Genomic DNA, 26,418 nt, shown 5'->3' with positions numbered 1-26,418 from the left:
TAAGATGATAGGCTAAAATGGTCTCCCAGACCATTTTACTCCTAAAAGCAAACGAAAAGACTATACTCAAAGAAATTCTATTGAAAGTCATAATAAATAGAATTTTGAAGGGTATGAATAAACGAATAGATGGGAGATTTACCATGAGTGATAACTCTAAAACACGTGTTGTCGTGGGGATGAGTGGTGGTGTTGATTCGTCGGTGACGGCTCTCTTGCTCAAGGAGCAGGGCTACGATGTGATCGGTATCTTCATGAAGAACTGGGATGACACAGATGAAAACGGCGTCTGTACGGCGACCGAAGATTACAAGGATGTGGCTGCGGTGGCAGACCAGATTGGCATTCCCTACTACTCTGTCAATTTTGAAAAAGAGTACTGGGACCGCGTCTTTGAGTATTTCCTAGCGGAATACCGTGCAGGGCGCACGCCAAATCCAGATGTTATGTGCAATAAGGAAATCAAGTTCAAGGCCTTTTTGGACTATGCTATGACCTTGGGTGCAGACTATGTAGCGACTGGGCATTATGCTCGAGTGGCGCGTGATGAGGACGGGACAGTTCACATGCTTCGTGGCGTGGACAATAGCAAGGATCAGACCTATTTTCTCAGCCAGCTTTCTCAAGAACAACTCCAAAAAACTATGTTCCCGTTGGGACATTTGGAAAAGCCTGAAGTTCGCAGACTAGCAGAAGAAGCAGGCCTTGTGACTGCTAAGAAGAAAGATTCGACAGGGATTTGCTTTATCGGAGAAAAGAACTTTAAAAACTTTCTCAGTAACTACCTGCCAGCTCAGCCTGGTCGCATGATGACTGTGGATGGACGCGATATGGGTGAGCATGCAGGTCTTATGTATTATACGATTGGTCAGCGTGGTGGTCTCGGTATCGGTGGACAACACGGTGGTGACAATGCCCCTTGGTTCGTTGTTGGAAAAGACCTGAGCAAGAACATCCTCTATGTCGGACAAGGATTCTACCATGATTCGCTCATGTCAACAAGCCTAGAGGCTAGTCAGGTTCACTTTACTCGTGACATGCCAGAAGAGTTTACGCTCGAATGTACAGCTAAATTCCGCTACCGTCAGCCTGATTCTAAGGTGACAGTACATGTCAAAGGAGACAAGGCAGAGGTCATCTTTGCGGAACCACAACGCGCCATCACACCAGGACAGGCAGTTGTCTTTTACGATGGCGAAGAGTGTCTAGGTGGCGGTTTGATTGACAATGCCTACCGTGACGGACAAGTTTGTCAGTACATTTAGATTGACAAATTCTCTCAATTTGCTACAATAATAAAAGCAATAGAAATGATGGTCAAAGCTCATGGATGTTGCAGGCTTTTTTGTCCTGCACTTCTTTGGAGTTTTGACTGTTTTTGTGTCGTTTAATGGAAAGGACAAAAATGACTCAACAAGACTTTCGGACAAAAGTGGAAAATACTGTTTTTGGTGTTCGGGCGACAGCCTTGATTCTCCAAAATGGCAGGATCCTAGTCACCAAAGATAAGGGCAAGTATTACACTATTGGCGGTGCGATTCAAGTCAATGAAAGTACGGAAGATGCGGTAGTCCGTGAAGTGAAGGAAGAACTGGGTGTCAAAGCTCAAGCTGGGCAGCTAGCTTTTGTAGTTGAAAATCGCTTTGAACAGAACGGTGTTTCCTATCACAATATCGAGTTTCATTATTTGGTGGACTTACTTGAGGATGCCCCATTGACCATGCAGGAAGATGAGAAAACACTGCCCTGTGAGTGGATTGACTTGGATAAGCTCCAGAATATCCAGCTAGTTCCAACCTTTTTAAAAACAGCCCTACCAGATTGGGACGGCCAACTAAGACACATTCATCTTGAAGAATAGGAGAGAAAGTGATGGTTAAGCTTATTGCCCATGTACTTGTTTATAGTGGCGGTGATTATTTGCTCATTCAGCGTTCGGAAATTAAAAGAGGAGAACCCAACGTTTATCCAACTTACTGGGATATTCCTGGTGGCGGGGTTGAAAAGGGTGAACTTCCGCGAGATGGTGCTCTTAGAGAATGTGTTGAAGAAGCGGGAGTTAGGCTAGATAGCAGTTCGCTCAAACTTCTTCACGAAGATAGTCAACTGGATACCTCTAAGGATACGGTCTTTACTCGCTTAGTTTATAAAGCAGAGTGGGTTGGGGAGAAGCCAATTATCAGATTAGATCCTGAAGAGCATACACACTTTAAATGGGTTACTATGGCTCAAGCTCTAGAGGAGGAGAAGTTAGTTCCTTATTTGCGAGAAATTTTTGAAAGGTTAAGAAATGACTTATAATTTTACAGAAGAATACGATATTATTGTAATCGGTGCGGGACACGCTGGGGTCGAGGCTTCCTTGGCTGCCAGCCGTATGGGTTGTAAGGTTCTGCTCGCGACCATCAACATTGAAATGCTGGCTTTCATGCCTTGTAACCCTTCTATCGGTGGTTCTGCCAAGGGGATTGTTGTGCGTGAAGTCGATGCCCTCGGTGGTGAAATGGCCAAGAATATTGACAAGACTTACATCCAGATGAAGATGCTAAACACAGGGAAGGGGCCAGCTGTCCGTGCCCTTCGTGCGCAGGCTGACAAGGAGCTTTACTCTAAGGAAATGCGCAAGACAGTTGAAAATCAAGAGAATCTGACCCTTCGTCAAACCATGATTGATGAGATTTTAGTGGAAGATGGCAAGGTTGTCGGTGTGCGTACGGCGACCCATCAAGAGTATGCTGCCAAGGCTGTTATCGTGACCACAGGGACAGCCCTCCGTGGGGAAATCATCATCGGAGACCTCAAGTACTCATCAGGTCCTAACCACAGCCTGGCTTCTATTAACCTAGCTGATAATCTCAAGGAACTTGGACTTGAAATCGGTCGTTTCAAGACAGGAACGCCTCCACGTGTCAAGGCTTCCTCTATCAACTATGATGTGACAGAGATCCAACCAGGAGACGAAGCGCCAAATCACTTCTCATACACTTCACGTGATGAGGACTATGTCAAAGACCAGGTACCATGCTGGTTGACCTACACCAATGGTACCAGTCATGAGATTATCCAAAACAACCTCCACCGCGCGCCTATGTTTACAGGCGTGGTCAAGGGAGTGGGACCTCGTTACTGTCCGTCGATTGAGGACAAGATTGTGCGCTTTGCGGACAAGGAACGTCACCAACTTTTCCTAGAGCCGGAAGGGCGCAATACAGAGGAAGTCTATGTCCAAGGTCTTTCAACCAGTCTGCCTGAGGATGTTCAACGTGAGCTGGTTCATTCCATCAAAGGGTTGGAAAATGCAGAGATGATGCGAACAGGTTATGCCATTGAGTATGACATGGTCTTGCCACACCAGTTGCGTGCAACACTTGAAACCAAGAAAATCTCAGGACTCTTCACAGCTGGTCAGACCAATGGTACATCAGGATATGAAGAAGCTGCTGGTCAAGGGATTATCGCGGGTATCAATGCGGCTCTGAAAATCCAAGGCAAGCCTGAGTTGATTTTGAAGCGCAGTGACGGCTATATCGGAGTGATGATTGACGACTTGGTGACTAAGGGAACCGTTGAACCTTACCGTCTCTTGACTAGCCGTGCTGAATACCGTCTCATCCTCCGCCATGACAATGCTGATATGCGTTTGACAGAAATGGGGCGCGAGATTGGTCTTGTAGATGATGAACGCTGGGCTCGCTTTGAAATCAAGAAAAATCAATTTGACAATGAGATGCAGCGTCTCGATAGCATCAAACTTAAGCCAGTCAAGGAAACCAATGCCAAGGTTGAAGCAATGGGCTTCAAACCATTGACTGATGCAGTAACGGCCAAGGAATTTCTCCGTCGCCCAGAAGTCTCTTACCAAGATGTGGTGACCTTCATCGGGCCAGCTGCTGAGGACTTAGATGACAAGATTATCGAATTGATTGAAACAGAAATCAAGTACGAAGGCTATATTTCCAAAGCCATGGATCAGGTTGCCAAGATGAAACGCATGGAAGAAAAACGGATTCCAGCCAATATTGATTGGGATGATATTGACTCGATTGCGACAGAAGCTCGTCAGAAGTTCAAACTTATCAATCCAGAAACCATCGGTCAAGCCAGCCGTATTTCGGGAGTAAACCCAGCAGATATTTCCATTTTGATGGTGTATCTTGAAGGTAAAAATCGTAGTATTTCTAAAAATCAAGAAAAGAAAGCATAGAGAAAAACAGCTCCGAAGACGGGGCTGTTTTGTTGACTTGTACTCAATGAAAATCAAAGAGCAAACTAGGAAGTTAGCCGAAGGCTGTACTTGAGTACGGCAAGGCGAAGCTGACGTGGTTTGAATTTGATTTTCGAAGAGTATTATTCTTCATCTGGTGTGAGGATCATAGGGATGATGATTGGTTCACGTTCTGTATTTTCATAGAGGAAGGGGCGGATGGCGTTGACAATGGCACCATTGACAGATTGGATGCTAGCATCTTTGTTCTTCAGCGCGATACGAATAGCGTTGAAGAGGATGCGCTGGCTTTGGCGAATCAAGTCGCCAGACTCTCGCATGTAGACAAAGCCTCGGCTGAGGATGTCTGGACCGGACAAGATCATTTTAGACTTGAAGTCAACAGTTGCGACTGCTAGAACGACACCGTCCTCAGATAAATCACGACGGTCTTTAAGGACGGCTGCACCGATTTCACCGATACGATTGCCATCGACATAGATGTCTTGGGCATTGAAGTGGCCTGCGATACGAGCAGAGTTAGCAGTAAGGGCAAGCACATCACCATTGCTCATGATAAAGATATTGTCCTTCTCGACACCAGTATCTACCGCTAGTCCAGCATGGACTTTCTGCATACGGTATTCACCGTGAACAGGCATGAAGTATTTGGGCTTGATCAAACGGAGCATGAGTTTTTGCTCTTGCTGACCACCGTGTCCAGAGGTGTGGATATTGTTGATTTTACCGTGGATAACTTCGACGCCAGCTTCTGAGATGATGTTAATCAGCTTGTTGACGCTAGTGGTATTTCCAGGGATTGGGCTAGAAGAGAAGATAACAGTATCGCCGGGTTGGAGTTGCACCTGACGGTGGGTTCCGTTAGCGATACGAGAGAGGGCTGCCATCGGCTCCCCTTGACTACCTGTACAGAGGATAAGAACCTCGCCTGCAGGATAATCTTTGATTTCATTTGGCTCGATAAAGGTTCCCTTAGGAGCTTTGATGTAGCCAAGCTCGATCCCGTTGACAATGGCTTTTTCCATAGAACGACCAAAGACCGCAATCTTGCGTCCAGTCTTAACAGCGGCATCTGTTGCTTGCTGGAGACGGAAGATATTTGAGGCAAAGGATGCAAAAATGATACGTCCTTCGATGCCTTGGATAATCTTCATGATAGACTGGCCAACGACTTTTTCAGAGTTGGTAAAGGTTGGGACTTCTGCATTTGTCGAGTCAGAGAGGAGACAGAGCACACCTTCTTCCCCAAGGGCAGCCATACGGTGCAAGTCTGCAGGCTCTCCAACTGGAGTAAAGTCAAACTTAAAGTCACCCGTACAGACGATTTTTCCTTGAGGAGTATGAATGACAATCCCCAAAGGCTCTGGAATGGAGTGAGTGGTTCTAAAGAAAGTTGCCTTGAGATTTTTAAAGGTCAACTCTGTGTTGTGGTTGATTTCGTAAAGTTTGGCGTTGCGCAAGAGGCCGTGTTCTTCGAGTTTTCCACGGATCAAAGCCAAGGCAAGTGGCCCAGCGTAGATAGGGACATTTGCTTGCTTGAGCAGGAAAGGAATCCCACCGATGTGGTCCTCGTGTCCGTGTGTAATCAAAACGGCCTTGATGCGGTCGATATTGTCCACGATGTATGAGTAATCAGGAATGACATAGTCGATACCCAGCAAGTCATCTTCTGGGAATTTAATCCCAGCATCGACGATGATAATCTCGTCTTGGTATTCAATTCCGTATGTGTTTTTCCCGATTTCTCCCAGACCACCGATGGCAAAAACGCCGACTTCTTCAGGTTTAAGAGTGTAGGCCATATTAGAACTCCGTGATTTCGAAAGCGCCAGTTTCTTTTTCGTAATCTAGCAATTTGTCAGACAAGAGTTCGATATACTCGATGTTGTACTCTGGGCGATTTTCTTCGACAAGTTGGCGAGCAGCGATACGGCCCTCAAGTTCTGAGCTGGCATCGATGTCTAGGTAAAGTGAGCGTGTTGTTTCACGACGTGGGCTACGTTCTTTTGTTTCTTGATAAAAAACTTTGTAAATCATATAGTTCCTTTCTATTTATAGGTCAACTTATTCCAAACTTTTAGCAGATATTTGCTTGATTTCATTCCATTTTGTGTCTAGATTGACCTTGATTCGTTACAATTATTTCAATTATACCACAAAATGAAAAATTAGTAAAAGACGGAAATGGAGAAAGTCGGTAGAGAAAGAAGGAGCAAAAAGACAGGTAGCATTTGGTCGGAGAGCGCTTAGGTGTTATAATGGAAAGAGAAAGGGAAGTTTATGGATGGGAATATTCCCTATAGCTTTTAAAACAAGGAGGATTAAGAATGTTTAGTTTGTTTGAATTTGCAGTAGGGGTTCGCCTCTTGATGTTTATAGTTTTTGTAGCCTGTGTCTATGGTGGAAATCTTATTTTTACGTATCTAGAACATCGCAAAACAAAATTCCTTTGGAAGCTGACCTTTGTAACACTCTACTCTATATTTTTGCTCCTTGTCACCTATGTTGTCTGGTTTGTTTTTCACTTCGGTTTAAATGCTTAAACTTAATTATTCATCTAATATAAGAAAATCCACTAATATAAGAAAATCCACCTCGTCTTGATAGATGAGGCGGATTTTTTCTGTTTTTAGATGCTATCTTTATTGTTATGACGATGATTTCTAACGTCGAAAATCGAGTTTAAACATATATGACTTATCTAAACTTCTTACGGAGAACCCTTCAATTGCCTTGGTCACTTTTCTATTCGGAAAAGATAGGAAAAATGTAAAATTTTTTTGAATTTTTTGTGCAGAATTGCTTGTCTAAGTGACAGGCTCTTTTGTTTCAAAACAAAGAAAATTCCCATGCGTCAGCTTTTGTAGTATAATAGTAAACAGACAAAAAGATAGGAATGTGTTATGAAAGTATTAGCTTTTGATACGTCCAGCAAGGCTCTTTCTCTAGCCATTTTAGAGGACAAGCAGGTTCTTGCCGAGACGACGATTAATATCAAGAAAAATCACAGTATTACCCTCATGCCTGCCATTGATTTTTTGATGGCCAGTCTGGATTTGACACCCAAGGATTTGGATCGAATCGTGGTGGCTGAAGGACCAGGTAGCTACACAGGTTTGCGAATTGCAGTAGCGACTGCTAAGACCTTGGCTCACACTCTGAACATTGAGTTGGTTGGCATGTCTAGTCTCTTGGCTCTGGTGCCACGCCAACAAGAAGGCTTGTTTGTTCCTTTGATGGATGCGCGTCGCAACAATGTTTATGCAGGATTTTATGAAAATGCCAAACCTGTCACGCCAGAAGCACACCTATCCTTTGCGGAAGTGCTAGAAAAAGTCAAGGATGCTGAACAGGTGACCTTTGTCGGAGAAGTTGGTGCCTTTGTGGAGCAGATCCAAGAACAGCTACCACAAGCTAGCTACCAAGAAACCTTGCCAAATGCAGCTAATTTAGCTTTGTGGGCTTGGGACAAGAAAGCAGACTCCTTGCACGACTTTGTGCCAAATTACCTCAAACGAGTTGAGGCTGAGGAAAACTGGCTCAAGAACCACACCGAGTCTGGCGAGTCTTACATTAAACGCTTATGATTGAAATCAAACGAATTCAAGGACAGCCTGAACTAGCTCAAGCCATCTATGCTGTCATGGCAGCTGTTTACCCAGTCAGTCCTTGGACGCTGAAACAAATCCAAGCAGACCTGTCCCAAGACCAGACTTGGTATGCTGTGGCTTTGGACGGAGCAGAAGTGATTGGGTTTCTAGCCGTGCAGGAGAATTTATTTGAGGCAGAAGTCTTACAAATCGCTGTCAAAGAAGCGTATCAGGGTCAGGGAATTGCGTCAGCCTTGTTTGCTCAATTGCCGACAGACAAGGAGATTTTCCTCGAAGTCAGAAAGTCAAACCAACGAGCGCAAGCATTTTACAAGAAAGAAAAGATGGCGGTCATCGCTGAGCGCAAGGCCTACTACCATGACCCAGTTGAGGACGCCATCATCATGAAGAGAGAAATAGATGAAGGATAGATATATTTTAGCATTTGAGACATCCTGTGATGAGACCAGTGTTGCCGTACTGAAAAACGACGATGAGCTCTTGTCCAATGTCATTGCGAGTCAAATTGAGAGTCACAAACGTTTTGGAGGTGTAGTGCCAGAAGTGGCCAGTCGTCACCATGTCGAGGTTATTACAGCCTGCATTGAGGAGGCGCTAGCAGAAGCAGGGATTGCCGAAGAGGACGTAACAGCTGTTGCGGTCACCTACGGGCCAGGATTGGTTGGAGCACTGTTAGTTGGTTTGTCAGCTGCCAAGGCCTTTGCTTGGGCTCATGGACTTCCGCTGATCCCCGTGAATCACATGGCTGGTCACCTTATGGCGGCTCAGAGCGTCGAGCCTTTGGAGTTTCCCTTGCTAGCTCTCTTGGTCAGCGGTGGGCACACGGAGTTGGTCTATGTTTCTGAGGCTGGGGATTACAAGATTGTTGGAGAAACGCGGGATGATGCAGTTGGTGAGGCCTATGATAAGGTCGGCCGTGTCATGGGCTTGACCTATCCAGCAGGTCGCGAAATTGACGAGCTGGCCCATCAGGGGCAGGATATTTATGATTTCCCTCGTGCCATGATTAAGGAGGACAATCTGGAGTTTTCCTTCTCTGGGTTGAAGTCTGCCTTTATCAATCTTCACCACAATGCCGAGCAAAAGGGAGAAAGCTTGTCCAAGGAAGACCTGTCAGCATCTTTCCAAGCAGCAGTTATGGATATTCTTATGGCAAAAACCAAGAAGGCCTTGGAAAAATACCCTGTCAAAACCTTGGTCGTGGCAGGTGGTGTGGCAGCTAATAAAGGTCTCAGAGAACGCCTGGCAGCTGAAATCACTGACGTCAAGGTCATCATTCCGCCCCTGCGCCTCTGTGGAGACAATGCGGGTATGATCGCCTATGCCAGCGTTAGCGAGTGGAACAAAGAAAATTTTGCATGCTTGGATCTCAATGCCAAACCAAGCCTCGCTTTTGATACGATGGAATAAAGAGTCGGCTTGAGGCTGGCTTTTTTGCTAAAATATTTTATAATATGTTAAAAAAGTAAAAATTTTTACGAATAGAAAAGTAAAGAGGGTTGAAAAGGGAGTAGGACGATGATTGAAAAACGAGAATTGGGAGAATTTTATAAGGAGCTACGCCAGGCTAGAAAACTCAAGCAGTCAGATGTGGCTTGTGACGGACTGACAGCATCCCAGCTATCCAAGTTTGAACTAGGGCAGTCTATGCTGTCTGCAGATAAGTTGATCCTAGCTATCCAAGGTATTAATGTGACCTTCGATGAGTTTGGACACAAGCTTAATAATTATCAGGAATCCCCACATATGCGATTTGGTAGAAAGGTTGTGGATCGCTTTGCCCATCAAGATATAGCTGGCTTAGAGCAACTATTAGAGGAAGTTGAGCAAGAACAGATGGCGCAGACCTATCGTCGTTTGAACGCTATTGTGATTAAAAACGCTATCCATTCTCTGGATAAAAACTATCCGCTAGAAGAGGAGGATAGCGAGTTTTTGACTAGCTACCTCTATGCTATCGAGTCTGGGACCTGGTTTGAACTCTATCTTTTTTGCAATACCATGCCCTTCTTGAGCAACCAAGACCTGATTTTTTTATCTACCTCTTTACTTGAAAAATCCAAGGAATTTAAAGAGTTGGTACACAATAGACTGTATATGAAAAGTGGTTATCTTAATATTATCTCAGAACTTATGGAGCGTAAACTTTTCTCCTACATCCCAATCTTTGAAGCCGAGTTGGAGAGTATGCTTCGCCCGTATGATGTTTTTGAGAAAGTATCATTGCAGTTTTTAAAGAAATTGAGCATTTTCCTCCAAACCAAAGGAAGCAATCAAAAAGAGATTGAACACTTTATCCAATCTCTGCAAATATTAGAAAATCCACAATTAACAGCCCTTTTTGAACTACGCTTACAGCAATATAAAGAACTTATCGATTAATCTACTATCGCGAATGTGAAATTTCCATGAGAAAAAATATCAAATATGCGATTTTCTAAAATGAGCTAATTTCCGTGTTATACTGTCCTTATTTCATAGTATAGGAGAAAATAGAATGAAAAAGATAATTTCACGCTATTACTTTTTTATAGCTATTCTGCTTGTCATTGCTGACCAGCTCTTCATTCGTTTGCTTTTACATAGCGACCTTGCTGCTGGTCTATCTGACTTTGCCTATTATTTGTCGGATATGATGTTGAATTTTCTTGTGGTTCTGCTTGCTATTATTGTTATGGTTTGGTCAGGGAAATGGCAGAAAATCAACAGCAGAAAATTTAAGGGTTCCTATCTTTTTTATTCCTTTTTAGCTCTTCTTGCTTTCGTTATTTGGAATTTCGTCACATTTTTTATTTTCCCCCCTGCCAAAAATGAAATTTCTTATCAACTCGCCATTCCGACTTTTACAGGAGCAACGGCATTTTTGATGTATTTTTTCTATCCTGTAATTGCAGGTCCCATTTTTGAAGAGATAATCTATCGTGGATTGGTGATGACCGCTCTGGAAAAAGTTAAGAAATGGGGACTGGATGTGCTTGGTTCGGCTGCTTTATTCGGGATCTTGCATATTAGTAACCACGGTTGGGTATTGACAGACTTTTTTTTCTATATGGGTGGTGGTCTCATATTTGCAGTCTTATTTAGAGTAACCAGGTCTATTTATTGGCCTATTGGACTGCATATAGTCTACAATGGCATTGGTCAAATTCTCCCCTTGTTGTTTTAGAATTTTTCAAGAATCCTAATTAGATAAAGAAAATACTAGCTGTAACATAAAAAATTCATGAGTAAGTTCTAATAGAGTCAGTTTGTAGTGCTGGACCAAGCCCTTACGGAGCTTTTGATTGGATGAAAGGACTCTGGGTAGGTTTGGCTGAAAGACGACGTAAATAAAACTTAAAAGGATCAACTATGAAAGGGAAAGAAACGAAATTTTATCTAGGGACCATTTTGGTGCTTGTGTCCTATTACTCAATTTTTAATCTTGTAGCAAAATTAGATTCAGTGAACCAGTTATCCGACTTTGGATTTTATGGGATTCAAATTTTATTGATAGTAATTGAGGGAATTGCTGCTACTGTGGTTCTTGTCAAGAGTCAACGTTGGAAAGAGTACGGTCGCTTCCAGTTTCGTTGGTCCTATCTGGGTATCTTCTTTCTTTCCTTTATATTGATGTTTTTGTGGGTAAATATAACGACTCGGATCTTTCCCAGCACGCAAAATGGGAGTGCAATAGTGAAAGAAGCAGCTAATTTGACAGGAATTAGTTACTTTATAACGCGTTTTCTCTATGGCAGTCTTATTGCTCCGATAGCTGAGGAGTTAGTCTTCCGTGGCCTTCTGATGACAGCCCTATCTAAATTTAAAAAGCGCTATGTTGATATAATTGTTTCCTCAACTTTCTTCAGTCTTATCCATGTTTTGCAGTATGGATGGGTGTTAACAGACTTCATCATTTATGCAGGAGCAGGTCTGCTACTCTGTATGCTCTTTCGCTATACACGTTCAATTTATTGGTCAATGGCACTCCACATCTTGTGGAATAGCTTTTTAATCATCGTCAGCTTATTGGTGTTTGGGTGTTAGGCTTGGCAGAAATTTTTACATCACATAGATAAGGCTGGCTTCCCAGTCTTTTTCTTTATCTAAAATATCTAATAATAGTCCTTGCTCAATTCTTTGTTACCCTAAATGAAAAAGTAATTTTAAAATCTAATCACGGAATCCGACTCTATCAAAGTTTGTCAATTCTAGAGTTTTTTTGTATAGTAGAAATATGAAATTTACAAAAATAATCAGTAGTTTGCTTGCTCTTGGAGCTTTCCTCATGCTTTTATCAGCTTGCCAGAATGTTAAACAGACACAACTGGTCTTGTTTGATTCCCTTTCGTTCGGCATGTCTCCTAAATCTTTTGAAGAAGTATTTGGTGAGGCTAGCGAAGTGGAGGAGGAAACAGAGATGGCCTATCGGGACACTTGGCGTGCAGAAGACCCCTACTTCTATAAAACAGGCCGCCTTTTCTATGATTACGAAAATATTGCTTTGAATGGTTATACAGGTCGAGCAAGATTCACATTTTCAAAATCACATCGCTTGGAAAAAGCGACAGTTCATATTCCTGTAACTTCAAAGGTGGAACAACAAGTAGTGCTCAACAATCTATCCCAGACTATAAAAAAAGAAATTGAAGCTCTTCCAGATTACCAGTCCATGACAACCGATATGGTAGGACTTTATGATGACGGCTATCGCTATAAAGTCAAGTTGAAAGGACAAAGGAGAGAATTTTGGATCGATGTTTATCCGACAGAAGACGAAGATGCTAAAGAAATTGAAGATAAAAAGTATACTATTCGGGTGGATCAGTTTAGGATGCATTAATAACACTCATGGGATTTCAGCATTTTTTGCTAGCTACTAGTTTCAAACTCTAAACTTTTTTCTCTTCTTTGAATGTGTTATAATATTCCTTGCTGTGGCTGTGACCTTGAACAGCCTCAAACGAAGAGAATAAGAGGAGAGAGATGAAAGAAAAAGGATTTTGGGAAGGTGTTCAGGCGGCCATGCCGACTGCCCTTGGCTATGTCAGCATTGGTCTGGCTTGTGGGATTATCGGCGCACCCTATGTGACACCTGTTGAGATGGGCTTGATGAGCCTCTTTGTTTATGCTGGGAGCGCCCAGTTTGCCATGTTGGCACTGATTGCGGTACAAGCGCCTGTGGCAGCTATTGCTATGACGGTCTTCTTGATCAACTTGCGCCTCTTTTTATTGAGCTTGCATGCATCGACCTATTTTCGTCATACTAGTCTCTGGCAAAATATCGGCATGTCCAGTCTCCTGACAGATGAAACCTATGGGGTTTTGATGGGAGAATTAGCCCATACAGACAAGGTCCATCCCATGTGGATGCACGGGAATAATCTCAATAGTTATGTAGCCTGGTTTATTGGGACAGTTGCGGGGACAGCTTTAGGTGGGCTTCTTCCAAATCCTGAGGTCTTTGGCTTGGACTTTGCCCTTGTTGGGATGTTTATCGGGATTTTTACTTCGCAATTTCAGATTATGCAAAGACGGGTTCCTGTCCGCAATCTGCTGCTAATCCTAGCCGTTGTTGCGGTGTCTTTCTTTTTGCTCTTGATAGTAGTGTCTCAGTCGCTAGCTGTTTTGTTTGCGACCTTGCTAGGTTGTACCATGGGGGTGGTCTTAGATGGTCAGTAAGTATATTTTAATGGCAATCGTCTTTTCTGGATTGGTAACTTGGATTCCTCGTATGATTCCTTTCATCTTGGTTAAGTACAAGGGGTTGCCAGCTATCGTCGAGCGTTTTTTGAAGTTCTTACCTGTTTCCATTATCTTTGCCTTGATCCTTTCAAGCGTAGTGACTGGAAAGGTTGGCAGCCTTCCCCAGATCAAATGGCTGGACTTTTTAGCAGTCTTTCCAACGGCTTGGATAGCCTTTCGCTACCGCAATCTAGTGGGTACGGTTCTTTTTGGAGTGGTCTTGATTGCAGTCTTGCGTCTAGTCTTTTAGTCAGCCATAAAAAAAACCTATCACCGAGATAGATATCATATAATGGCGAAAAAAAATATTTTCTGTTAAGATAGTACAGTATTCTATTTTGGAGGAAATGACATGAAAAAAATCGTCAAATATTCATCTCTTGCTGCTCTAGGACTTGTTGCCGCAGGTGTACTAGCAGCTTGCTCAGGTGGTGAGAAGAAAGATGCTGCATCTGGTGAAGCAACATCTGGTAAAAAAGAAATTATCGTTGCAACTAACGGATCACCAAAACCATTTATCTATGAAGAAAATGGTGAATTGACTGGTTACGAGATTGAAGTAGTCCGTGCTATCTTTAAAGACTCTGACAAATACGATGTCAAGTTTGAAAAGACAGAGTGGTCAGGTGTTTTTGCGGGACTTGATGCTGAACGCTACAATATGGCTGTTAACAATCTTAGCTATACTAAGGAACGTGCGGATAAATACCTCTATGCAGCACCAATTGCCCAAAATCCTAACGTTCTCGTAGTTAAGAAAGATGACAACAGCATCAAATCGCTTGATGATATCGGTGGAAAATCTACTGAAATCGTGCAAGGAACAACAACAGCTAAACAGTTGGAAGAATACAACAAACAACACACAGATAACCCAACTGTTCTTAACTATACAAAAGCTGACTTTCAACAAATCCTGACTCGTTTGAGCGATGGTCAGTTTGACTATAAGATTTTTGATAAAATCGGTGTTGAAACAGTTATCAAGAACCAAGGTTTGGACAACTTGAAAGTGATTGAACTTCCAAGCGACCAACAACCTTATGTTTACCCACTTCTTGCTAAAGGTCAAGATGAGTTGAAATCATTTGTAGACAAACGTATCCAAGAACTCTATAAAGACGGAACTCTTGAAAAGTTGTCTAAACAATTCTTCGGAGATACTTACCTTCCAGCAGAAGCTGACATTAAATAGTCTTATGAAATCATCCAGTCTGAGAAAGGCGGATGATTTCTCAATTTTCAGACATATAGTTTTAAACTATATGTCTGCCTATCTAATAACAATTTGCGAAATCAAATAAAGTATGAGATACTATTACGGTATTATTTTTAAAGGAGATAGAATCATGAAAATCAAAAAATGGCTCAGTGTAGCAGCTCTTGCTACAGTCGCAGGTTTGGCTCTTGCAGCTTGCGGAAATTCAGAAAAGAAAGCAGATAACGAAACAGTTGTTAAAATTGCAACAGTTAACCGCAGTGGTTCTGAAGAAAAACGTTGGGATAAAATCCAAGAATTGGTTAAAAAAGATGGTATTAAATTGGCATTCACAGAGTTCACTGACTACTCTCAACCAAACAAGGCAACTGCTGATGGCGAAGTAGACTTGAACGCCTTCCAACATTACAACTTCTTGAACAACTGGAACAAGGAAAATGGGAAAGACCTTGTAGCGATTGCAGATACGTACATCTCACCAATCCGCCTTTACTCAGGTAAAAATGGGGAAGAAAACAAGTACACTAAAGTAGAAGAAATCCCAGATAAGGGTGAAATCGCCGTACCAAACGATGCAACAAACGAAAGTCGCGCACTTTACTTGCTTCAATCAGCTGGTTTGATCAAATTGGATGTTTCAGGAACTGAACTTGCTACTATCGCAAACATCAAAGAAAATCCAAAGAACTTGAAGATTACTGAATTGGACGCTAGCCAAACAGCTCGTTCATTGTCATCAGTTGATGCTGCCGTTGTAAACAATACCTTCGTTACAGAAGCAAAATTGGACTACAAGAAAGCACTCTTCAAAGAACAAGCTGATGAAAACTCAAAACAATGGTACAACATCATCGTTGCGAAAAAAGATTGGGAATCATCACCTAAAGCTGATGCCATCAAGAAAATTATCGCAGCTTACCACACTGATGAAGTGAAAAAAGTTATCGAAGAAACATCAGACGGTTTGGACCAACCAGTTTGGTAATAAGACACAGGGAGGTGGGAGAGAGTTTCCACCTCTTGCTTTTGTATAGAGAGTTGAATTTAAAGGAGCACTTGCAGTCGTTCCAAGGACACAAGTACATAGTAGAAAGAGAGAGAAAATGGTTTTTCCTAGCGAACAAGAACAGATTGAAAAATTTGAGAAGGATCATGTGGCCCAACATTATTTTGAAGTCTTGCGCACCTTGATTTCCAAGAAATCAGTCTTTGCCCAGCAGGTTGGACTCAAAGAAGTCGCAAACTATCTGGGTGAGATTTTCAAGCGTGTAGGAGCTGAAGTGGAGATTGATGAGAGCCACACGGCGCCTTTTGTCATGGCGCATTTCAAGAGTTCGCGTCCAGATGCTAAGACTTTGATCTTCTATAATCACTATGACACTGTGCCAGCGGATGGGGATCAGGTGTGGACAGAGGATCCTTTTACTCTTTCGGTGCGAAATGGCTTCATGTATGGGCGTGGAGTTGACGACGACAAGGGTCATATCACAGCTCGGTTGAGTGCTCTGAGAAAGTATATGCAACACCATGATGACCTGCCTGTCAATATCAGTTTTATCATGGAGGGAGCGGAGGAGTCTGCTTCCATGGATCTAGATAAGTATTTAGAGAAACACGCAGACAAACTTCGTGGGGCGGACTTGCTAGTCTGGGAACAAGGTACCAAGAACGCCTTGGAACAGCTAGAAATTTCGGGTGGTAATAAGGGAATTGTAACCTTTGATGCTAATGTGAAAAGTGCTGATGTGGATATCCACTCGAGTTATGGTGGTGTCGTGGAGTCAGCACCGTGGTATCTCATCCAGGCCTTAAGTAGCCTGCGATCTGCAGATGGCCGTATCTTGGTAGAAGGCTTGTACGAGGATGTTCAAGAGCCAAATGAACGGGAGATAGCCTTGGTAGATACCTACGCTCAACGTAATCCTGAGGAAATCAGTCGCATTTATGGCTTGGAATTGCCTCTCTTACAAGAGGATCGTGCAGCCTTTCTAAAACGGTTCTTTTTCGAGCCAGCCCTCAATATCGAAGGGATTCAGTCAGGGTATCAGGGGCAAGGGGTTAAAACGATTTTGCCAGCAGAAGCTAGTGCCAAGCTAGAGGTTCGTTTGGTTCCTGGCTTAGAACCGCATGATGTTCTGGAAAAAATTCGGAAACAGCTAGACAAAAATGGCTTTGATAAGGTAGAATTATACTATACCTTGGGAGAGATGAGCTATCGAAGCGATATGAGCGCGCCAGCCATTCTCAATGTAATCGAGTTGGCCAAGAAATTCTATCCGCAGGGTGTTTCGGTCTTGCCGACAACGGCGGGGACAGGACCTATGCATACGGTCTTTGATGCCTTAGAGGTACCCATGGTAGCCTTCGGTCTAGGGAATGCCAATAGCCGAGACCACGGTGGAGATGAAAACGTGCGAATCGCCGATTACTACACCCATATTGAATTAGTAGAGGAGCTGATTAGAAGCTATGAGTAGAGATATTATCAAGTTAGATCAGATCGATGTGACTTTTCACCAGAAGAAGAGAACCATCACAGCAGTCAAGGATGTGACCATTCACATCCAAGAAGGGGATATCTACGGAATCGTTGGATATTCTGGAGCAGGAAAATCAACCCTTGTACGGGTGATTAACCTCTTGCAAAAGCCATCTGCAGGGAAAATTACCATTGATAATGACGTCATTTTTGACGGAAAGGTAACCTTGACGGCCGAGCAGTTGCGTCGTAAACGCCAAGACATTGGAATGATTTTCCAGCATTTCAACCTGATGAGTCAAAAGACAGCAGAGGAAAATGTAGCCTTTGCCCTCAAACACTCTGGACTCAGCAAGGAAGAAAAGAAAGCAAAAGTAGCTAAGTTGTTAGACTTGGTTGGCTTGGCAGATCGTGCTGAAAACTATCCTTCACAACTATCTGGAGGGCAAAAACAGCGCGTGGCTATTGCGCGTGCCTTGGCCAATGATCCGAAAATTTTGATTTCAGACGAGTCAACGTCTGCCCTTGACCCTAAGACAACCAAGCAGATTTTGGCCTTGTTGCAAGATTTGAACCAAAAATTAGGCTTGACGGTTGTCTTGATTACGCATGAAATGCAGATTGTCAAAGATATTGCCAACCGTGTGGCAGTTATGCAGGATGGCCGTTTGATTGAAGAGGGTAGTGTTCTTGAAATCTTCTCAGATCCGAAACAACCTTTGACCCAAGACTTTATCTCAACTGCTACAGGTATTGACGAAGCCATGGTTAAGATTGAGAAGCAAGAAATCGTAGAGCATTTATCCGAGAACAGTATCTTAGTGCAGCTCAAGTATGCAGGGGCTTCGACAGACGAACCACTTTTGAATGAATTGTACAAACATTACCAAGTAACGGCTAATATCCTTTATGGAAATATCGAAATTCTCGATGGTACTCCCGTTGGAGAATTGGTTGTGGTCTTGTCAGGAGAAAAAGCAGCGCTAGCAGGTGCTCAAGAAGCCATTCGTCAAGCAGGTGTACAGCTAAAAGTATTGAAGGGAGGACAGTAAGATGGAATCATTGATTCAAACCTATTTACCAAATGTCTATAAAATGGGCTGGGCTGGTCAAGCAGGCTGGGGAACAGCCATCTACCTAACTCTTTATATGACAGTTCTTTCCTTTATCATCGGAGGATTCTTGGGACTAGTGGCAGGTCTCTTCCTTGTCTTGACAGCGCCAGGTGGTGTCTTGGAGAACAAGGTTGTTTTCTGGATTTTGGACAAGATTACCTCTATTTTCCGTGCGGTACCCTTTATCATCCTCTTGGCTATCTTGTCGCCACTTTCTCACTTGATTGTTAAGACTAGTATCGGGCCAAATGCAGCCCTTGTGCCACTTTCTTTTGCAGTCTTTGCCTTCTTTGCCCGTCAGGTGCAGGTGGTCTTGGCTGAGCTAGATGGAGGCGTCATTGAGGCGGCCCAAGCAAGCGGAGCTACATTCTGGGACATCGTGGGTGTTTACCTATCAGAAGGTCTGCCAGATTTGATTCGTGTGACGACTGTGACCTTGATTTCCCTAGTTGGAGAAACAGCTATGGCCGGTGCGGTTGGAGCAGGTGGTATCGGTAACGTAGCCATTGCTTATGGATTTAACCGTTTCAATCATGATGTGACAGTTCTAGCAACCATCATTATCATTCTGATCATCTTTACAATCCAGTTCTTGGGAGATTTCCTGACCAAGAAACTAAGTCATAAATAAAAAGAGCCTTTCGGCTCTTTTTTAGTGATTAGATTTTGTGTGTAAACTTTTTACGAATAGCTTGCCCAACCAAAGCACCAAGCAAGGCAGCAAGGAGAATGCTTGCGACAAAGAGAAAAATTTTGTCTAGCTCTGGAGCGACCATGATACGGTCAATGTATTCCTGGGACTTTCCACGAGCGAGTAAAGTTGCCATGTAGGATTCTGGACTAATCCACATGAGGAGGATAGGGCCACTTGTACTAAAAGCAAAGACGAGGAAGGAGAGGGTGTTTTTGATTCGATCTTTGTAATTGCCGAGACGAGCGATGGCATCTGCTGCAAGACCGCAAGTGATAGCTGGTAGAAAAGCGCCAGCGCCGTGTTTACTAGCTAGGAAAAAGAGGGCCATAAAGAGTCCGAGAGTGGTGATTGCACCAAAACGAGGAACCTTTGCCAAAAGAAGCATGTAGACACTGCCACCGACAAGGGCAGAAAAGGCAGGTGCATAGAACATATTGCCCGTTGAATCCACCAAGTGTCCAAGTAATACTCCGATTCCTAGACAGAGGAAGTAGAGGACGACGGCTAAGAGGGTAGTTAAGATATTTTTCTTCATGAGAATCTCCTTATATAAAACTGTCAAAATCAATTGTATCACGCTTTTAGAGGATTGTAAATGGGAGCTCTATGTTTTTGAAAACGTTTGAAATATGATATAATAGTTACATAGTTGTTTTAAGGAGGATATTATGGGAAAGTTTCTAGAATTCGTCTTTAATCGTTTCTTTTTAGGAATGATTGCGACGGCTTTTTTCTGGTTATTGACACTAGCAGGAGGTGTGGTCTTTGGTTTGGCACCAGCTAGTGCAACCCTTATGAGTTTATATGCGGAGCACGGTTATACTTATCGAGCTTATAGTTTGAAAGAAGCTTGGGAATTGTATAAGAGTAACTTTGTCAAGAGTAACCTAGCTTTCTATAGTTTTGTACTTGTAGATCTAGTCTTAGTCTATGGTTTGTACCTTTTGGTTCAATTGCCCCATCAGACTATCTTCCATCTCTTGGCAACCTTTCTCAATATCCTTGTTGTTGCCTTTGTTTTTTTGGCTTACACCGTTTCATTAAAACTCCAAGTCCACTATGAGCTCTCTTATCGAAATACTGTAAAACTCGCTCTTATCGGAATTTTTATGAATTTGCCGGCAATCGCCAAGGTTTTATTTGGTACGGTCATGCTTGTAGGAATTGGTTACTATATGCCTGCCCTCCTCTTTTTCGTAGGAATTGGTGTATGGCATTTCTTTATCAGTGATATGTTGGAACCTGTATATGAAAGTATCCATGAAAAATTGGCGACAAAATAAAATGAAGCCGTTCTGGCTCCACTCGCTCTTGCGTATCTATACCTTGGTGATGATTGTCATCATTGCAAGTTTTGCGGTCATGCTCTCCTATGCTGACTGGAGTTCCCGTGAAAAAGAAGCCCAGCGAGTAGCTCAACGTGTAACGACTCGAACAGTGAGTGAGATTGAATATTACCACAGGGAGTCGACTCAGCTAGCGCAGGAACTGGTTGAAAATCGAGCACGGATTGAAGGGATTTACAAGTATTTTAGTCTGAGTACATCGGATTATTTTTACTGGCTGTTGCAACGTAAAGCGTCTCCCTATGTCTCAGTATCCTTGTATGAAAACATTGATGATTTGTATGTAAGAAATGACTTTGTGACAGGTGTTGCAATTGTTTTGCAAGACTATAAGGAAGTCTACGTTTCTACTAGAGAGAAACGTAGCGGGGAGAAAATTCTTGCTGAGGATTTCAAACCAGCAGCCAATAGTTTTGCCATACCAGTACTTGATCCTAACTCCGATCAGTCTCTAGGTGTTATTTACGTTTCTTTATCACAGGATGTACTTTACCAAGCAATTGATAATACTCGCGGTCTGATTCCTGTGGCTGTGACGATCACCTCCCCTTTTGATACTGAATTGTTTCATATAGGGGAAAATGTAGTAGCTGAACGGGAAAATTGGATTGTTGGTTTGACATCACATGGCTATCAAGTCCAATCAGCAGTTCCCAAGGATTTTGTTCTTACTGGGACTTTAACTAGTTCCGCTGTTATTGTTGGTTTGAGTGTTCTCTTTATTATTATTTTATATGTGACCTTGAGGCAGACCTTCTCCAATTACCAAAGGCAGGTTGTGGACTTGGTGGAGTCTATCGAGGTTATTGCTCAAGGAGAAGAGGGACTTCGGATCGATACTTCTGAAAAAGATCAAGAATTGCTCCTCATTGCAGAAACCACCAATGATATGTTGGATTGCTTGGAAAAAAATATCCACGATATCTATCAGCTAGAGCTCAGTCAAAAAGATGCCAATATGCGAGCTCTACAAGCTCAAATCAATCCTCACTTTATGTACAATACTCTGGAGTTTTTACGGATGTATGCGGTTATGGCGAGTCAGGATGAACTAGCAGATATTATCTATGAATTTAGTAGCTTGTTACGAAATAATATCTCCGACGAGCGGGAAACGACCTTGAAGCAGGAGTTGGAATTTTGCCGAAAATATAGCTATCTCTGTATGGTGCGTTATCCTAAATCCATTGCTTATGGTTTCAAGATTGCACCAGAATTGGAAGAAATGAGGATTCCAAAATTTACACTCCAACCATTAGTAGAAAACTACTTTGCCCATGGTGTTGACCATCGCAGAACGGATAATGTCATCAGTATCAAAGCCTTGAAGGGTCAAGGATTCGTTGAAATCCTAGTGGAAGACAATGGTCGGGGAATGCCCGCTGAGAAACTAGCTAGCTTGCAGGAAAAATTAGCTCAACGAAGTTTTGAACACGAGGCAAGCTATAGTGGAGGGCGGCAGTCAATTGGAATAGTAAATGTACACGAACGCTTTGTTCTCTACTTTGGGGATCGCTACCAAATCAGTGTAGAGTCAGCTGAGCAAGAAGGTGTTCGTTACCGTATTACTATTCAAAATGAATAGAAAGGAAGGGAAATGTATAAAGTTTTATTAGTAGACGACGAGTATATGGTGACAGAGGGGCTCAAGCGATTAATCCCCTTTGAAAAATGGGATATGCAAGTCGTCGCAACAGTCAATCATGCTGATGATGCTTTAGACTATGTCAAGGAAAATCCAGTAGATGTGATCATTTCCGATGTCAATATGCCAGATAAGACAGGGCTTGAGATGATTAAGGAAATGAAGGAGCTGCTTCCAGATACCTATTATATCTTGCTGTCAGGTTATCAGGAGTTTGAGTACGTCAAAAAAGCCATGAATCTTAGTGTCGTGGATTATCTGGTGAAGCCAGTGGATAAGGTTGAGTTGAGTCATTTATTAGAAAAAATTGCGAGCCAACTTCAGGAAAAAGTGGAGCAGAGCCAGACTCTCAGCCAAGAATTGGATGAAGAAGGCTTTGTCAACTTCTTAGCAGGTAAAGACAACTGGTGGATAGGTCTTTCCAAGGAAAAGCAGGGCTCCTTCACTATTCCTTACTATGTTTTAGGTCAAGACTGGCAGATTTTTATCTCTGATCAACCACTAGATGGAATCGTAGTAACGCCTTTTGTAGCGCCCTACCAACAAGCCTTTGAAAAATGGAAGATCAACGCAGAAAAAGCCCTTTTCTACGGTTCAGTTAATCTAGAAAAATCCGAGAGTTTGTTTGCTTATTACGAGCCGATTTATCGGGTGATTATCCAAGGAAATATCAATCAAATCATTGAAGAATTGACCCTGCTGGAGAAGGTTGTCTTAGAGAACACACCGCGCGTGGCTATCACCAAACAGCTCTTCACCCAGTTTGTCATGGATGTCTTCCACTTGTTTGAGCACTTAAAAGCGGATGATATGACTGAGATTGTCAAAGCCATCCATGCTATTAACTCCTTTGAAGAATTGGTTGCCTATATCAAAGAAACCTTGACCAAGTTCTTTGGCCAGTACCGCATGAATGAAAATGTGGTGAGTGTTCTGGAGGTGATTGGGCGTGATTATCAGAAAGAGCTTTCACTTAAGGATATCAGCAAGGATCTCTTTATCAATCCTGTCTATCTCGGTCAGCTGATCAAGCGAGAAACCAACTCAACCTTTGCTGAACTGCTTAACAAACAGCGCATCAAGGCGGCGCAACAGCTCTTGCTTTCAACCAATGATAGTATTGAAGATGTTTGCTATGCTGTTGGTTACAGCAATGTTGGATATTTCTACAAGGTCTTCCGTAAATTGTGCGGAAAATCACCAAAAGCTTATCGCAAACAAGTCGAAAGTTCCCTGTAAAACTTGTATTTACATACAAAAAATGCTATAATGTTCGAAATACCTTAAGGAGGAAAAATTATGAAAAAGAAACCAATTTATCTTTGGGTTTTATTAGTCCTATCAGCATTGATTTCAGCTATGTCTTTGTTTGGAATACTAAGTCCAGTTCCTAGTAAAGAAACACTAGGTGCCAGTCAAGCTCAAGTTCAAGGTGCTAGCGCCCAGCAACTAGAGGATACGATTAATTATCTACATAAGACAGCTGAATTATCGCATTCGACTGTTAACATCGTTTTGATTATTTTATCTGCGATTTTAGTAGTCGCAGGTATTGTGCTCTTGGTTCGTAATCATTTGCAATATGCAAATTATGCTTACATTGCTTATGTTTTGCTTGCCATTGTTGGTTCGATTTATACTTACATGGGTATGCAAGATGCTGTACAAGCTATCCGTGATGAAACTTTGCGACTAGGGACAGAAGTCCTTGGAAAGGGAACAACGATTTTATTTGTTGTTATCAATGTCCTCTTCCTTGCCATTGTCTTTTACAAGATGTGGCGTCAACAAAAGGACTTGGCTGAGGAAGTCGAAGCAGAAGAAGCTGCCTAAGTATTGACAAAAAAGAACTATCAAGTTACAATTTTGGTAGTTCTTTTTATATCGTAAACATAAAAATCGAGGTCAACATGAAAAAAATATCCTTAGTGTATATCAGTCTGAGTGGGAATACAGAGAGTTTTGTAACCCGACTCAAGGACTATCTCTTGTCCCAGTATGAAGGGATTGAGGTCCAAAAAATCCATATCAAGGACCTAGTCAAGGAAGGTCAAGAATTTTTTGAAATGGAACATCCCTATATCGCTTTCTTGCCGACCTATCTGGAAGGTGGAAATGGTGTCGATAACGGCGATGTTGAGATTCTAACGACTCCAGTGGGCGACTTTATTGCCTATGGAGACAATGCTAGTAAGTGTTTTGGGGTAGTGGGTTCCGGTAACCGCAATTTTAACAATCAATACTGCCTGACAGCCAAGCAGTATAGCCAGCGCTTTGGCTTCCCGGTCTTAGCAGATTTTGAAATGCGTGGTATGCTGGGAGATATTAAAAAGGTCGCAGCGATCATTGCCGACTTGTATGAGTTAGAGACAGAAAAATAAAGTAGTACTGAGGGGCAGTTGAGATTTTCAACTGCTTTTGTGTATGTAAAAAGCACCCCGTAAGGGTGCCATTTTATAAACTATCCTGCTTTTCCGATGGCAAGTGCATAGATAAAGAAAATAGCAAAGCCAAAGAGGAAAATCAATCCTGCGATTGCGAGGAGTTTTAGCCAAGAAGGAAGATTTTTATTCTCACGTGTCACCAATACATAGTTCAAAAGAGCGAAGAATGGTGTTGTCAGGAAAGAACCGATCATGGCAAAGCGAAGCATGGTTGAAACTTGTCCAGCAAAGAATTTAATAATTACGATACCAATGATAGCGGTAATGGTCATCCAGATGTTCAAAGATTTGCGAGAATCCTCTTTTTGACGAATTAAGAGTCGTAGCGATTCCTGATTGACACGAGAGTAACCATCGATAACGGTGATGACTGTTCCAAAGATACAAAGAAAGGCGATAAAGGTAATCAAATATCGAGACCATTCGCCAAGGACAGAGGCATACATGCCCACAAATTGCGAGATGTACTTGGCTGAAGCAGCTTCAACCGCTTGTCCTGTAGGATACTGAATCAGTGCTCCTAGTGCCACAAAGAATACAGCCAGGATAGCAGTCCCAATGTACCCAACGTTAAAGTCGAACAGAGCATCCTCTGTATTAAAGTTAACGGTCTTTTTCTTTTCGGCTGACCAAAGTGAGTTGATGGCTGAAATTTCAATAGGAGCAGGCATCCAGCCTAGAAGGGAAACGATAAAGGGTAGGGCTGCCATTTGCCAAGGTGTTTTCTCGATAAAATCAGAGCTGTATTCTGGGTGCTTAACGGCAGCAATGATGACGGCAAGAACAGTTGCAATAGTCAAGGCAGACATGATCCATTTTGCCATACCGTCCAATAGTTTGTAGCCTCCAAAGAGCAACATAGCCCAAATGACCGCAACAAGGATAAGGGACCATTGAGTGATGCTAAGACCAATCATTGGAAAGGCGCTAGCAATGATGGCTGAGCAAAGGATGGCAACACCGGCAGTATTGACCAAGGCAGAAAAGACATTGAGAATAAAGAAAATCCAGAGATAGAGTTTTCCTTTTTCGGCATAACCTTCGACCAGGGTTTTACCAGTGTCGGCAGTATATTCGGCACCAAAACGGAAAAATGGATATTTAAAAACATTGGCTAAGATGACCAAGAGAAGCAGCGACCATCCATAAGAACCACCGGCTTGAGTGGAGGATACGATGTGAGAACCTCCGACTGCAGCGGAAGCCATTAGGATCCCGGGTCCCATTGCTTTCAGCTTGCTTGTCCAGGTAGATTGGTGTGATGAAGTAACTTGTGACATAAAAACCTCCCGTTTTTGAATTTTCAGAATAATCTGAATAGATAGCTACTATTCTACAAGAAACTTATGAAAAATGCAAGAGAATTTTTGAAAAATTTAGAAAATTTCAGAAAAATCATATGAAAGATATGATTATCAAAAAGAAATGGTATTGATGGGAGTAAAAAATCCGAGAAAAAAGCTTCTCGGATTCCCTTATTTCAGTTGCTCAGTGATTTCCTTAGAAAGCAGGAGTCCCAAACGGTAACCTTTATTGATGTAGTCAATCACATCATTGATATTTTCCGTTGTTTGGATCCTTTCGCGTATGTCTGTTTTGAAAGCTTCGTCCTTCAGAAGCTGTTCCTGAAGGAGTTGTTGAAGTTTTTCTTTTTCGTATTTATTGATGAGAAAAAGAACGACAAGACTGATAAGAACTAAGATATAAGCATACTGGCTCATAAAATTTCTCCTGGTTTGATAAAAAAGTTGATGGTATAAGAAAAGCGAAAGAAATTTTCGCTTTTCAACTAAGTGATTAGACTAGCGGAACAGGTATCCGACAGATAAAACAAGACGGTCTTGACCTTTAACTGAAAAGTCCGTATAGGATTTGGTGTTAGTTACTTAGATTGCTTTGCAATTAAGTGATTTAAA

At 42.4% G+C, this 26,418-nt stretch carries 29 protein-coding genes; 24 read left to right on the top strand and 5 right to left on the bottom strand.

Features of this window, described 5'->3' with window-relative positions; all coding sequences use genetic code 11:
- Positions 1 to 143 precede the first annotated feature (143 nt).
- The 4 genes from mnmA to mnmG all read left to right on the top strand — a co-directional run bounded on the left by mnmA (position 144) and on the right by mnmG (position 4,204).
- Entirely contained in the window at positions 144 to 1,265 is a 1,122-nt protein-coding gene (mnmA, locus tag ACVBD2_RS09985; protein ID WP_336315324.1) for a tRNA 2-thiouridine(34) synthase MnmA, read from the top strand.
- A gap of 140 nt (positions 1,266 to 1,405) precedes the next feature.
- The gene (locus ACVBD2_RS09980; protein WP_038805878.1) at positions 1,406 to 1,861 is read left to right on the top strand and encodes an NUDIX hydrolase; all 456 of its coding nucleotides are present in this window, start codon (positions 1,406 to 1,408) and stop codon (positions 1,859 to 1,861) included.
- A gap of 8 nt (positions 1,862 to 1,869) precedes the next feature.
- Entirely contained in the window at positions 1,870 to 2,301 is a 432-nt protein-coding gene (locus tag ACVBD2_RS09975) for an NUDIX hydrolase (protein ID WP_169446973.1), read from the top strand.
- Positions 2,291 to 4,204 (top strand): tRNA uridine-5-carboxymethylaminomethyl(34) synthesis enzyme MnmG, encoded by a 1,914-nt coding sequence (gene mnmG, locus ACVBD2_RS09970; protein WP_461685719.1) that lies wholly within the window; start codon positions 2,291 to 2,293, stop codon positions 4,202 to 4,204. Before ACVBD2_RS09975 ends, mnmG begins: the two co-directional genes overlap by 11 nt.
- Before the next feature lie 143 nt (positions 4,205 to 4,347).
- Here mnmG and rnjA read toward each other — a convergent pair whose 3' ends face one another.
- Positions 4,348 to 6,027, bottom strand: a complete 1,680-nt coding sequence (gene rnjA, locus ACVBD2_RS09965; RefSeq protein WP_461685718.1) for a ribonuclease J1 — start codon at positions 6,025 to 6,027, stop codon at positions 4,348 to 4,350.
- A gap of 1 nt (position 6,028) precedes the next feature.
- Entirely contained in the window at positions 6,029 to 6,262 is a 234-nt protein-coding gene (locus ACVBD2_RS09960) for a DNA-dependent RNA polymerase subunit epsilon (RefSeq protein ID WP_000639587.1), read from the bottom strand.
- Positions 6,263 to 6,552: 290 nt separating this feature from the next.
- On the opposite strand from ACVBD2_RS09960, the gene ACVBD2_RS09955 reads away from it, so the two are divergent.
- The 15 genes from ACVBD2_RS09955 (at position 6,553) to ACVBD2_RS09885 (ending at position 19,004) form a co-directional block, all read left to right on the top strand.
- Positions 6,553 to 6,768: a hypothetical protein gene (locus tag ACVBD2_RS09955; RefSeq protein WP_461685717.1), complete on the top strand. Its 216-nt coding sequence runs from the start codon at positions 6,553 to 6,555 to the stop codon at positions 6,766 to 6,768.
- Positions 6,769 to 7,128: 360 nt separating this feature from the next.
- The gene (gene tsaB / locus ACVBD2_RS09950; protein ID WP_000865684.1) at positions 7,129 to 7,812 is read left to right on the top strand and encodes a tRNA (adenosine(37)-N6)-threonylcarbamoyltransferase complex dimerization subunit type 1 TsaB; all 684 of its coding nucleotides are present in this window, start codon (positions 7,129 to 7,131) and stop codon (positions 7,810 to 7,812) included.
- Positions 7,809 to 8,246 (top strand): ribosomal protein S18-alanine N-acetyltransferase, encoded by a 438-nt coding sequence (rimI, locus tag ACVBD2_RS09945; protein ID WP_461685716.1) that lies wholly within the window; start codon positions 7,809 to 7,811, stop codon positions 8,244 to 8,246. Before tsaB ends, rimI begins: the two co-directional genes overlap by 4 nt.
- Positions 8,236 to 9,246 carry a tRNA (adenosine(37)-N6)-threonylcarbamoyltransferase complex transferase subunit TsaD gene (tsaD, locus tag ACVBD2_RS09940; RefSeq protein ID WP_461685715.1) on the top strand — a complete coding sequence of 337 codons (1,011 nt, stop codon included), beginning with the start codon at positions 8,236 to 8,238 and terminating at the stop codon, positions 9,244 to 9,246. Before rimI ends, tsaD begins: the two co-directional genes overlap by 11 nt.
- A gap of 108 nt (positions 9,247 to 9,354) precedes the next feature.
- Positions 9,355 to 10,218: an Rgg/GadR/MutR family transcriptional regulator gene (locus tag ACVBD2_RS09935; protein ID WP_461685714.1), complete on the top strand. Its 864-nt coding sequence runs from the start codon at positions 9,355 to 9,357 to the stop codon at positions 10,216 to 10,218.
- A 115-nt stretch (positions 10,219 to 10,333) separates the two neighbouring features.
- Complete coding sequence (locus tag ACVBD2_RS09930; RefSeq protein WP_000720890.1) at positions 10,334 to 11,002, top strand: CPBP family intramembrane glutamic endopeptidase; 669 nt, start codon at positions 10,334 to 10,336, stop codon at positions 11,000 to 11,002.
- 185 nt (positions 11,003 to 11,187) lie between these two features.
- Entirely contained in the window at positions 11,188 to 11,862 is a 675-nt protein-coding gene (locus ACVBD2_RS09925) for a CPBP family intramembrane glutamic endopeptidase (protein ID WP_000676513.1), read from the top strand.
- A gap of 190 nt (positions 11,863 to 12,052) precedes the next feature.
- Positions 12,053 to 12,658: a hypothetical protein gene (locus ACVBD2_RS09920; RefSeq protein WP_000673208.1), complete on the top strand. Its 606-nt coding sequence runs from the start codon at positions 12,053 to 12,055 to the stop codon at positions 12,656 to 12,658.
- Positions 12,659 to 12,801: 143 nt separating this feature from the next.
- Positions 12,802 to 13,497, top strand: coding sequence for an AzlC family ABC transporter permease (locus ACVBD2_RS09915; protein ID WP_000659751.1), 696 nt, complete (start codon positions 12,802 to 12,804; stop codon positions 13,495 to 13,497).
- Positions 13,487 to 13,810, top strand: a complete 324-nt coding sequence (locus ACVBD2_RS09910; protein WP_000253911.1) for an AzlD domain-containing protein — start codon at positions 13,487 to 13,489, stop codon at positions 13,808 to 13,810. The genes ACVBD2_RS09915 and ACVBD2_RS09910 overlap by 11 nt, the downstream gene beginning before the upstream one ends.
- Before the next feature lie 102 nt (positions 13,811 to 13,912).
- Complete coding sequence (locus ACVBD2_RS09905; RefSeq protein ID WP_000724970.1) at positions 13,913 to 14,755, top strand: amino acid ABC transporter substrate-binding protein; 843 nt, start codon at positions 13,913 to 13,915, stop codon at positions 14,753 to 14,755.
- Between the two features lie 154 nt (positions 14,756 to 14,909).
- Positions 14,910 to 15,764, top strand: a complete 855-nt coding sequence (locus ACVBD2_RS09900) for a MetQ/NlpA family ABC transporter substrate-binding protein (RefSeq protein ID WP_000694540.1) — start codon at positions 14,910 to 14,912, stop codon at positions 15,762 to 15,764.
- Positions 15,765 to 15,882: 118 nt separating this feature from the next.
- Positions 15,883 to 17,256, top strand: a complete 1,374-nt coding sequence (locus tag ACVBD2_RS09895) for a M20 family metallopeptidase (RefSeq protein ID WP_084975958.1) — start codon at positions 15,883 to 15,885, stop codon at positions 17,254 to 17,256.
- The gene (locus tag ACVBD2_RS09890) at positions 17,249 to 18,310 is read left to right on the top strand and encodes a methionine ABC transporter ATP-binding protein (RefSeq protein ID WP_084852794.1); all 1,062 of its coding nucleotides are present in this window, start codon (positions 17,249 to 17,251) and stop codon (positions 18,308 to 18,310) included. The genes ACVBD2_RS09895 and ACVBD2_RS09890 overlap by 8 nt, the downstream gene beginning before the upstream one ends.
- 1 nt (position 18,311) lies before the next feature.
- Positions 18,312 to 19,004, top strand: a complete 693-nt coding sequence (locus ACVBD2_RS09885; protein WP_061418498.1) for a methionine ABC transporter permease — start codon at positions 18,312 to 18,314, stop codon at positions 19,002 to 19,004.
- Between the two features lie 28 nt (positions 19,005 to 19,032).
- On the opposite strand, the gene ACVBD2_RS09880 is transcribed toward ACVBD2_RS09885, so the two are convergent.
- A complete protein-coding gene (locus ACVBD2_RS09880) occupies positions 19,033 to 19,602 on the bottom strand; it encodes an MptD family putative ECF transporter S component (protein WP_084975959.1) in 570 nt (189 codons plus the stop codon).
- A 133-nt stretch (positions 19,603 to 19,735) separates the two neighbouring features.
- Between ACVBD2_RS09880 and ACVBD2_RS09875 the strand changes: the two genes are divergently transcribed.
- The 5 genes from ACVBD2_RS09875 (at position 19,736) to nrdI (ending at position 24,439) form a co-directional block, all read left to right on the top strand.
- Positions 19,736 to 20,350 carry a YesL family protein gene (locus ACVBD2_RS09875; protein ID WP_000514454.1) on the top strand — a complete coding sequence of 205 codons (615 nt, stop codon included), beginning with the start codon at positions 19,736 to 19,738 and terminating at the stop codon, positions 20,348 to 20,350.
- On the top strand, positions 20,328 to 21,998 hold the full coding sequence (locus ACVBD2_RS09870; RefSeq protein WP_461685713.1) for a sensor histidine kinase: 1,671 nt from the start codon (positions 20,328 to 20,330) through the stop codon (positions 21,996 to 21,998). The genes ACVBD2_RS09875 and ACVBD2_RS09870 overlap by 23 nt, the downstream gene beginning before the upstream one ends.
- Positions 21,999 to 22,010: 12 nt before the next feature.
- Positions 22,011 to 23,297: a response regulator transcription factor gene (locus tag ACVBD2_RS09865; RefSeq protein ID WP_125844567.1), complete on the top strand. Its 1,287-nt coding sequence runs from the start codon at positions 22,011 to 22,013 to the stop codon at positions 23,295 to 23,297.
- Positions 23,298 to 23,357: 60 nt separating this feature from the next.
- Complete coding sequence (locus tag ACVBD2_RS09860) at positions 23,358 to 23,891, top strand: ABC transporter permease (protein ID WP_084948313.1); 534 nt, start codon at positions 23,358 to 23,360, stop codon at positions 23,889 to 23,891.
- A 77-nt stretch (positions 23,892 to 23,968) separates the two neighbouring features.
- Positions 23,969 to 24,439 (top strand): class Ib ribonucleoside-diphosphate reductase assembly flavoprotein NrdI, encoded by a 471-nt coding sequence (gene nrdI, locus ACVBD2_RS09855; RefSeq protein ID WP_000724242.1) that lies wholly within the window; start codon positions 23,969 to 23,971, stop codon positions 24,437 to 24,439.
- An 80-nt stretch (positions 24,440 to 24,519) separates the two neighbouring features.
- Here nrdI and ACVBD2_RS09850 read toward each other — a convergent pair whose 3' ends face one another.
- Both ACVBD2_RS09850 and ACVBD2_RS09845 read right to left on the bottom strand, forming a co-directional pair.
- On the bottom strand, positions 24,520 to 25,782 hold the full coding sequence (locus tag ACVBD2_RS09850) for an NRAMP family divalent metal transporter (protein WP_461685712.1): 1,263 nt from the start codon (positions 25,780 to 25,782) through the stop codon (positions 24,520 to 24,522).
- A 195-nt stretch (positions 25,783 to 25,977) separates the two neighbouring features.
- Positions 25,978 to 26,223, bottom strand: a complete 246-nt coding sequence (locus tag ACVBD2_RS09845) for a hypothetical protein (protein ID WP_000084853.1) — start codon at positions 26,221 to 26,223, stop codon at positions 25,978 to 25,980.
- Positions 26,224 to 26,418: the final 195 nt, after the last annotated feature.

This window comes from Streptococcus sp. KHUD_018 (assembly GCF_054861215.1).
Note: the sequence above shows the minus strand (reverse complement) of the source record. Positions and strands in the feature narration are given on the sequence as shown.

Excerpts from the sequence above, each read along its gene's own strand:
- tsaD (WP_461685715.1), top strand. The coding sequence starts at position 8,236 with ATGAAGGATAGATATATTTTAGCATTTGAGACATCCTGTGATGAGACC.
- nrdI (WP_000724242.1), top strand. The coding sequence starts at position 23,969 with ATGAAAAAAATATCCTTAGTGTATATCAGTCTGAGTGGGAATACAGAG.
- ACVBD2_RS09960 (WP_000639587.1), bottom strand. The coding sequence starts at position 6,262 with ATGATTTACAAAGTTTTTTATCAAGAAACAAAAGAACGTAGCCCACGT.
- mnmG (WP_461685719.1), top strand. The coding sequence starts at position 2,291 with ATGACTTATAATTTTACAGAAGAATACGATATTATTGTAATCGGTGCG.
- ACVBD2_RS09845 (WP_000084853.1), bottom strand. The coding sequence starts at position 26,223 with ATGAGCCAGTATGCTTATATCTTAGTTCTTATCAGTCTTGTCGTTCTT.
- tsaB (WP_000865684.1), top strand. The coding sequence starts at position 7,129 with ATGAAAGTATTAGCTTTTGATACGTCCAGCAAGGCTCTTTCTCTAGCC.
- rnjA (WP_461685718.1), bottom strand. The coding sequence starts at position 6,027 with ATGGCCTACACTCTTAAACCTGAAGAAGTCGGCGTTTTTGCCATCGGT.
- ACVBD2_RS09980 (WP_038805878.1), top strand. The coding sequence starts at position 1,406 with ATGACTCAACAAGACTTTCGGACAAAAGTGGAAAATACTGTTTTTGGT.
- ACVBD2_RS09915 (WP_000659751.1), top strand. The coding sequence starts at position 12,802 with ATGAAAGAAAAAGGATTTTGGGAAGGTGTTCAGGCGGCCATGCCGACT.
- mnmA (WP_336315324.1), top strand. The coding sequence starts at position 144 with ATGAGTGATAACTCTAAAACACGTGTTGTCGTGGGGATGAGTGGTGGT.
- ACVBD2_RS09880 (WP_084975959.1), bottom strand. The coding sequence starts at position 19,602 with ATGAAGAAAAATATCTTAACTACCCTCTTAGCCGTCGTCCTCTACTTC.
- ACVBD2_RS09895 (WP_084975958.1), top strand. The coding sequence starts at position 15,883 with ATGGTTTTTCCTAGCGAACAAGAACAGATTGAAAAATTTGAGAAGGAT.
- ACVBD2_RS09935 (WP_461685714.1), top strand. The coding sequence starts at position 9,355 with ATGATTGAAAAACGAGAATTGGGAGAATTTTATAAGGAGCTACGCCAG.
- ACVBD2_RS09850 (WP_461685712.1), bottom strand. The coding sequence starts at position 25,782 with ATGTCACAAGTTACTTCATCACACCAATCTACCTGGACAAGCAAGCTG.
- ACVBD2_RS09890 (WP_084852794.1), top strand. The coding sequence starts at position 17,249 with ATGAGTAGAGATATTATCAAGTTAGATCAGATCGATGTGACTTTTCAC.
- ACVBD2_RS09920 (WP_000673208.1), top strand. The coding sequence starts at position 12,053 with ATGAAATTTACAAAAATAATCAGTAGTTTGCTTGCTCTTGGAGCTTTC.
- ACVBD2_RS09865 (WP_125844567.1), top strand. The coding sequence starts at position 22,011 with ATGTATAAAGTTTTATTAGTAGACGACGAGTATATGGTGACAGAGGGG.
- ACVBD2_RS09910 (WP_000253911.1), top strand. The coding sequence starts at position 13,487 with ATGGTCAGTAAGTATATTTTAATGGCAATCGTCTTTTCTGGATTGGTA.
- ACVBD2_RS09905 (WP_000724970.1), top strand. The coding sequence starts at position 13,913 with ATGAAAAAAATCGTCAAATATTCATCTCTTGCTGCTCTAGGACTTGTT.
- ACVBD2_RS09875 (WP_000514454.1), top strand. The coding sequence starts at position 19,736 with ATGGGAAAGTTTCTAGAATTCGTCTTTAATCGTTTCTTTTTAGGAATG.
- rimI (WP_461685716.1), top strand. The coding sequence starts at position 7,809 with ATGATTGAAATCAAACGAATTCAAGGACAGCCTGAACTAGCTCAAGCC.
- ACVBD2_RS09860 (WP_084948313.1), top strand. The coding sequence starts at position 23,358 with ATGAAAAAGAAACCAATTTATCTTTGGGTTTTATTAGTCCTATCAGCA.
- ACVBD2_RS09900 (WP_000694540.1), top strand. The coding sequence starts at position 14,910 with ATGAAAATCAAAAAATGGCTCAGTGTAGCAGCTCTTGCTACAGTCGCA.
- ACVBD2_RS09955 (WP_461685717.1), top strand. The coding sequence starts at position 6,553 with ATGTTTAGTTTGTTTGAATTTGCAGTAGGGGTTCGCCTCTTGATGTTT.
- ACVBD2_RS09870 (WP_461685713.1), top strand. The coding sequence starts at position 20,328 with ATGAAAAATTGGCGACAAAATAAAATGAAGCCGTTCTGGCTCCACTCG.
- ACVBD2_RS09925 (WP_000676513.1), top strand. The coding sequence starts at position 11,188 with ATGAAAGGGAAAGAAACGAAATTTTATCTAGGGACCATTTTGGTGCTT.
- ACVBD2_RS09930 (WP_000720890.1), top strand. The coding sequence starts at position 10,334 with ATGAAAAAGATAATTTCACGCTATTACTTTTTTATAGCTATTCTGCTT.
- ACVBD2_RS09885 (WP_061418498.1), top strand. The coding sequence starts at position 18,312 with ATGGAATCATTGATTCAAACCTATTTACCAAATGTCTATAAAATGGGC.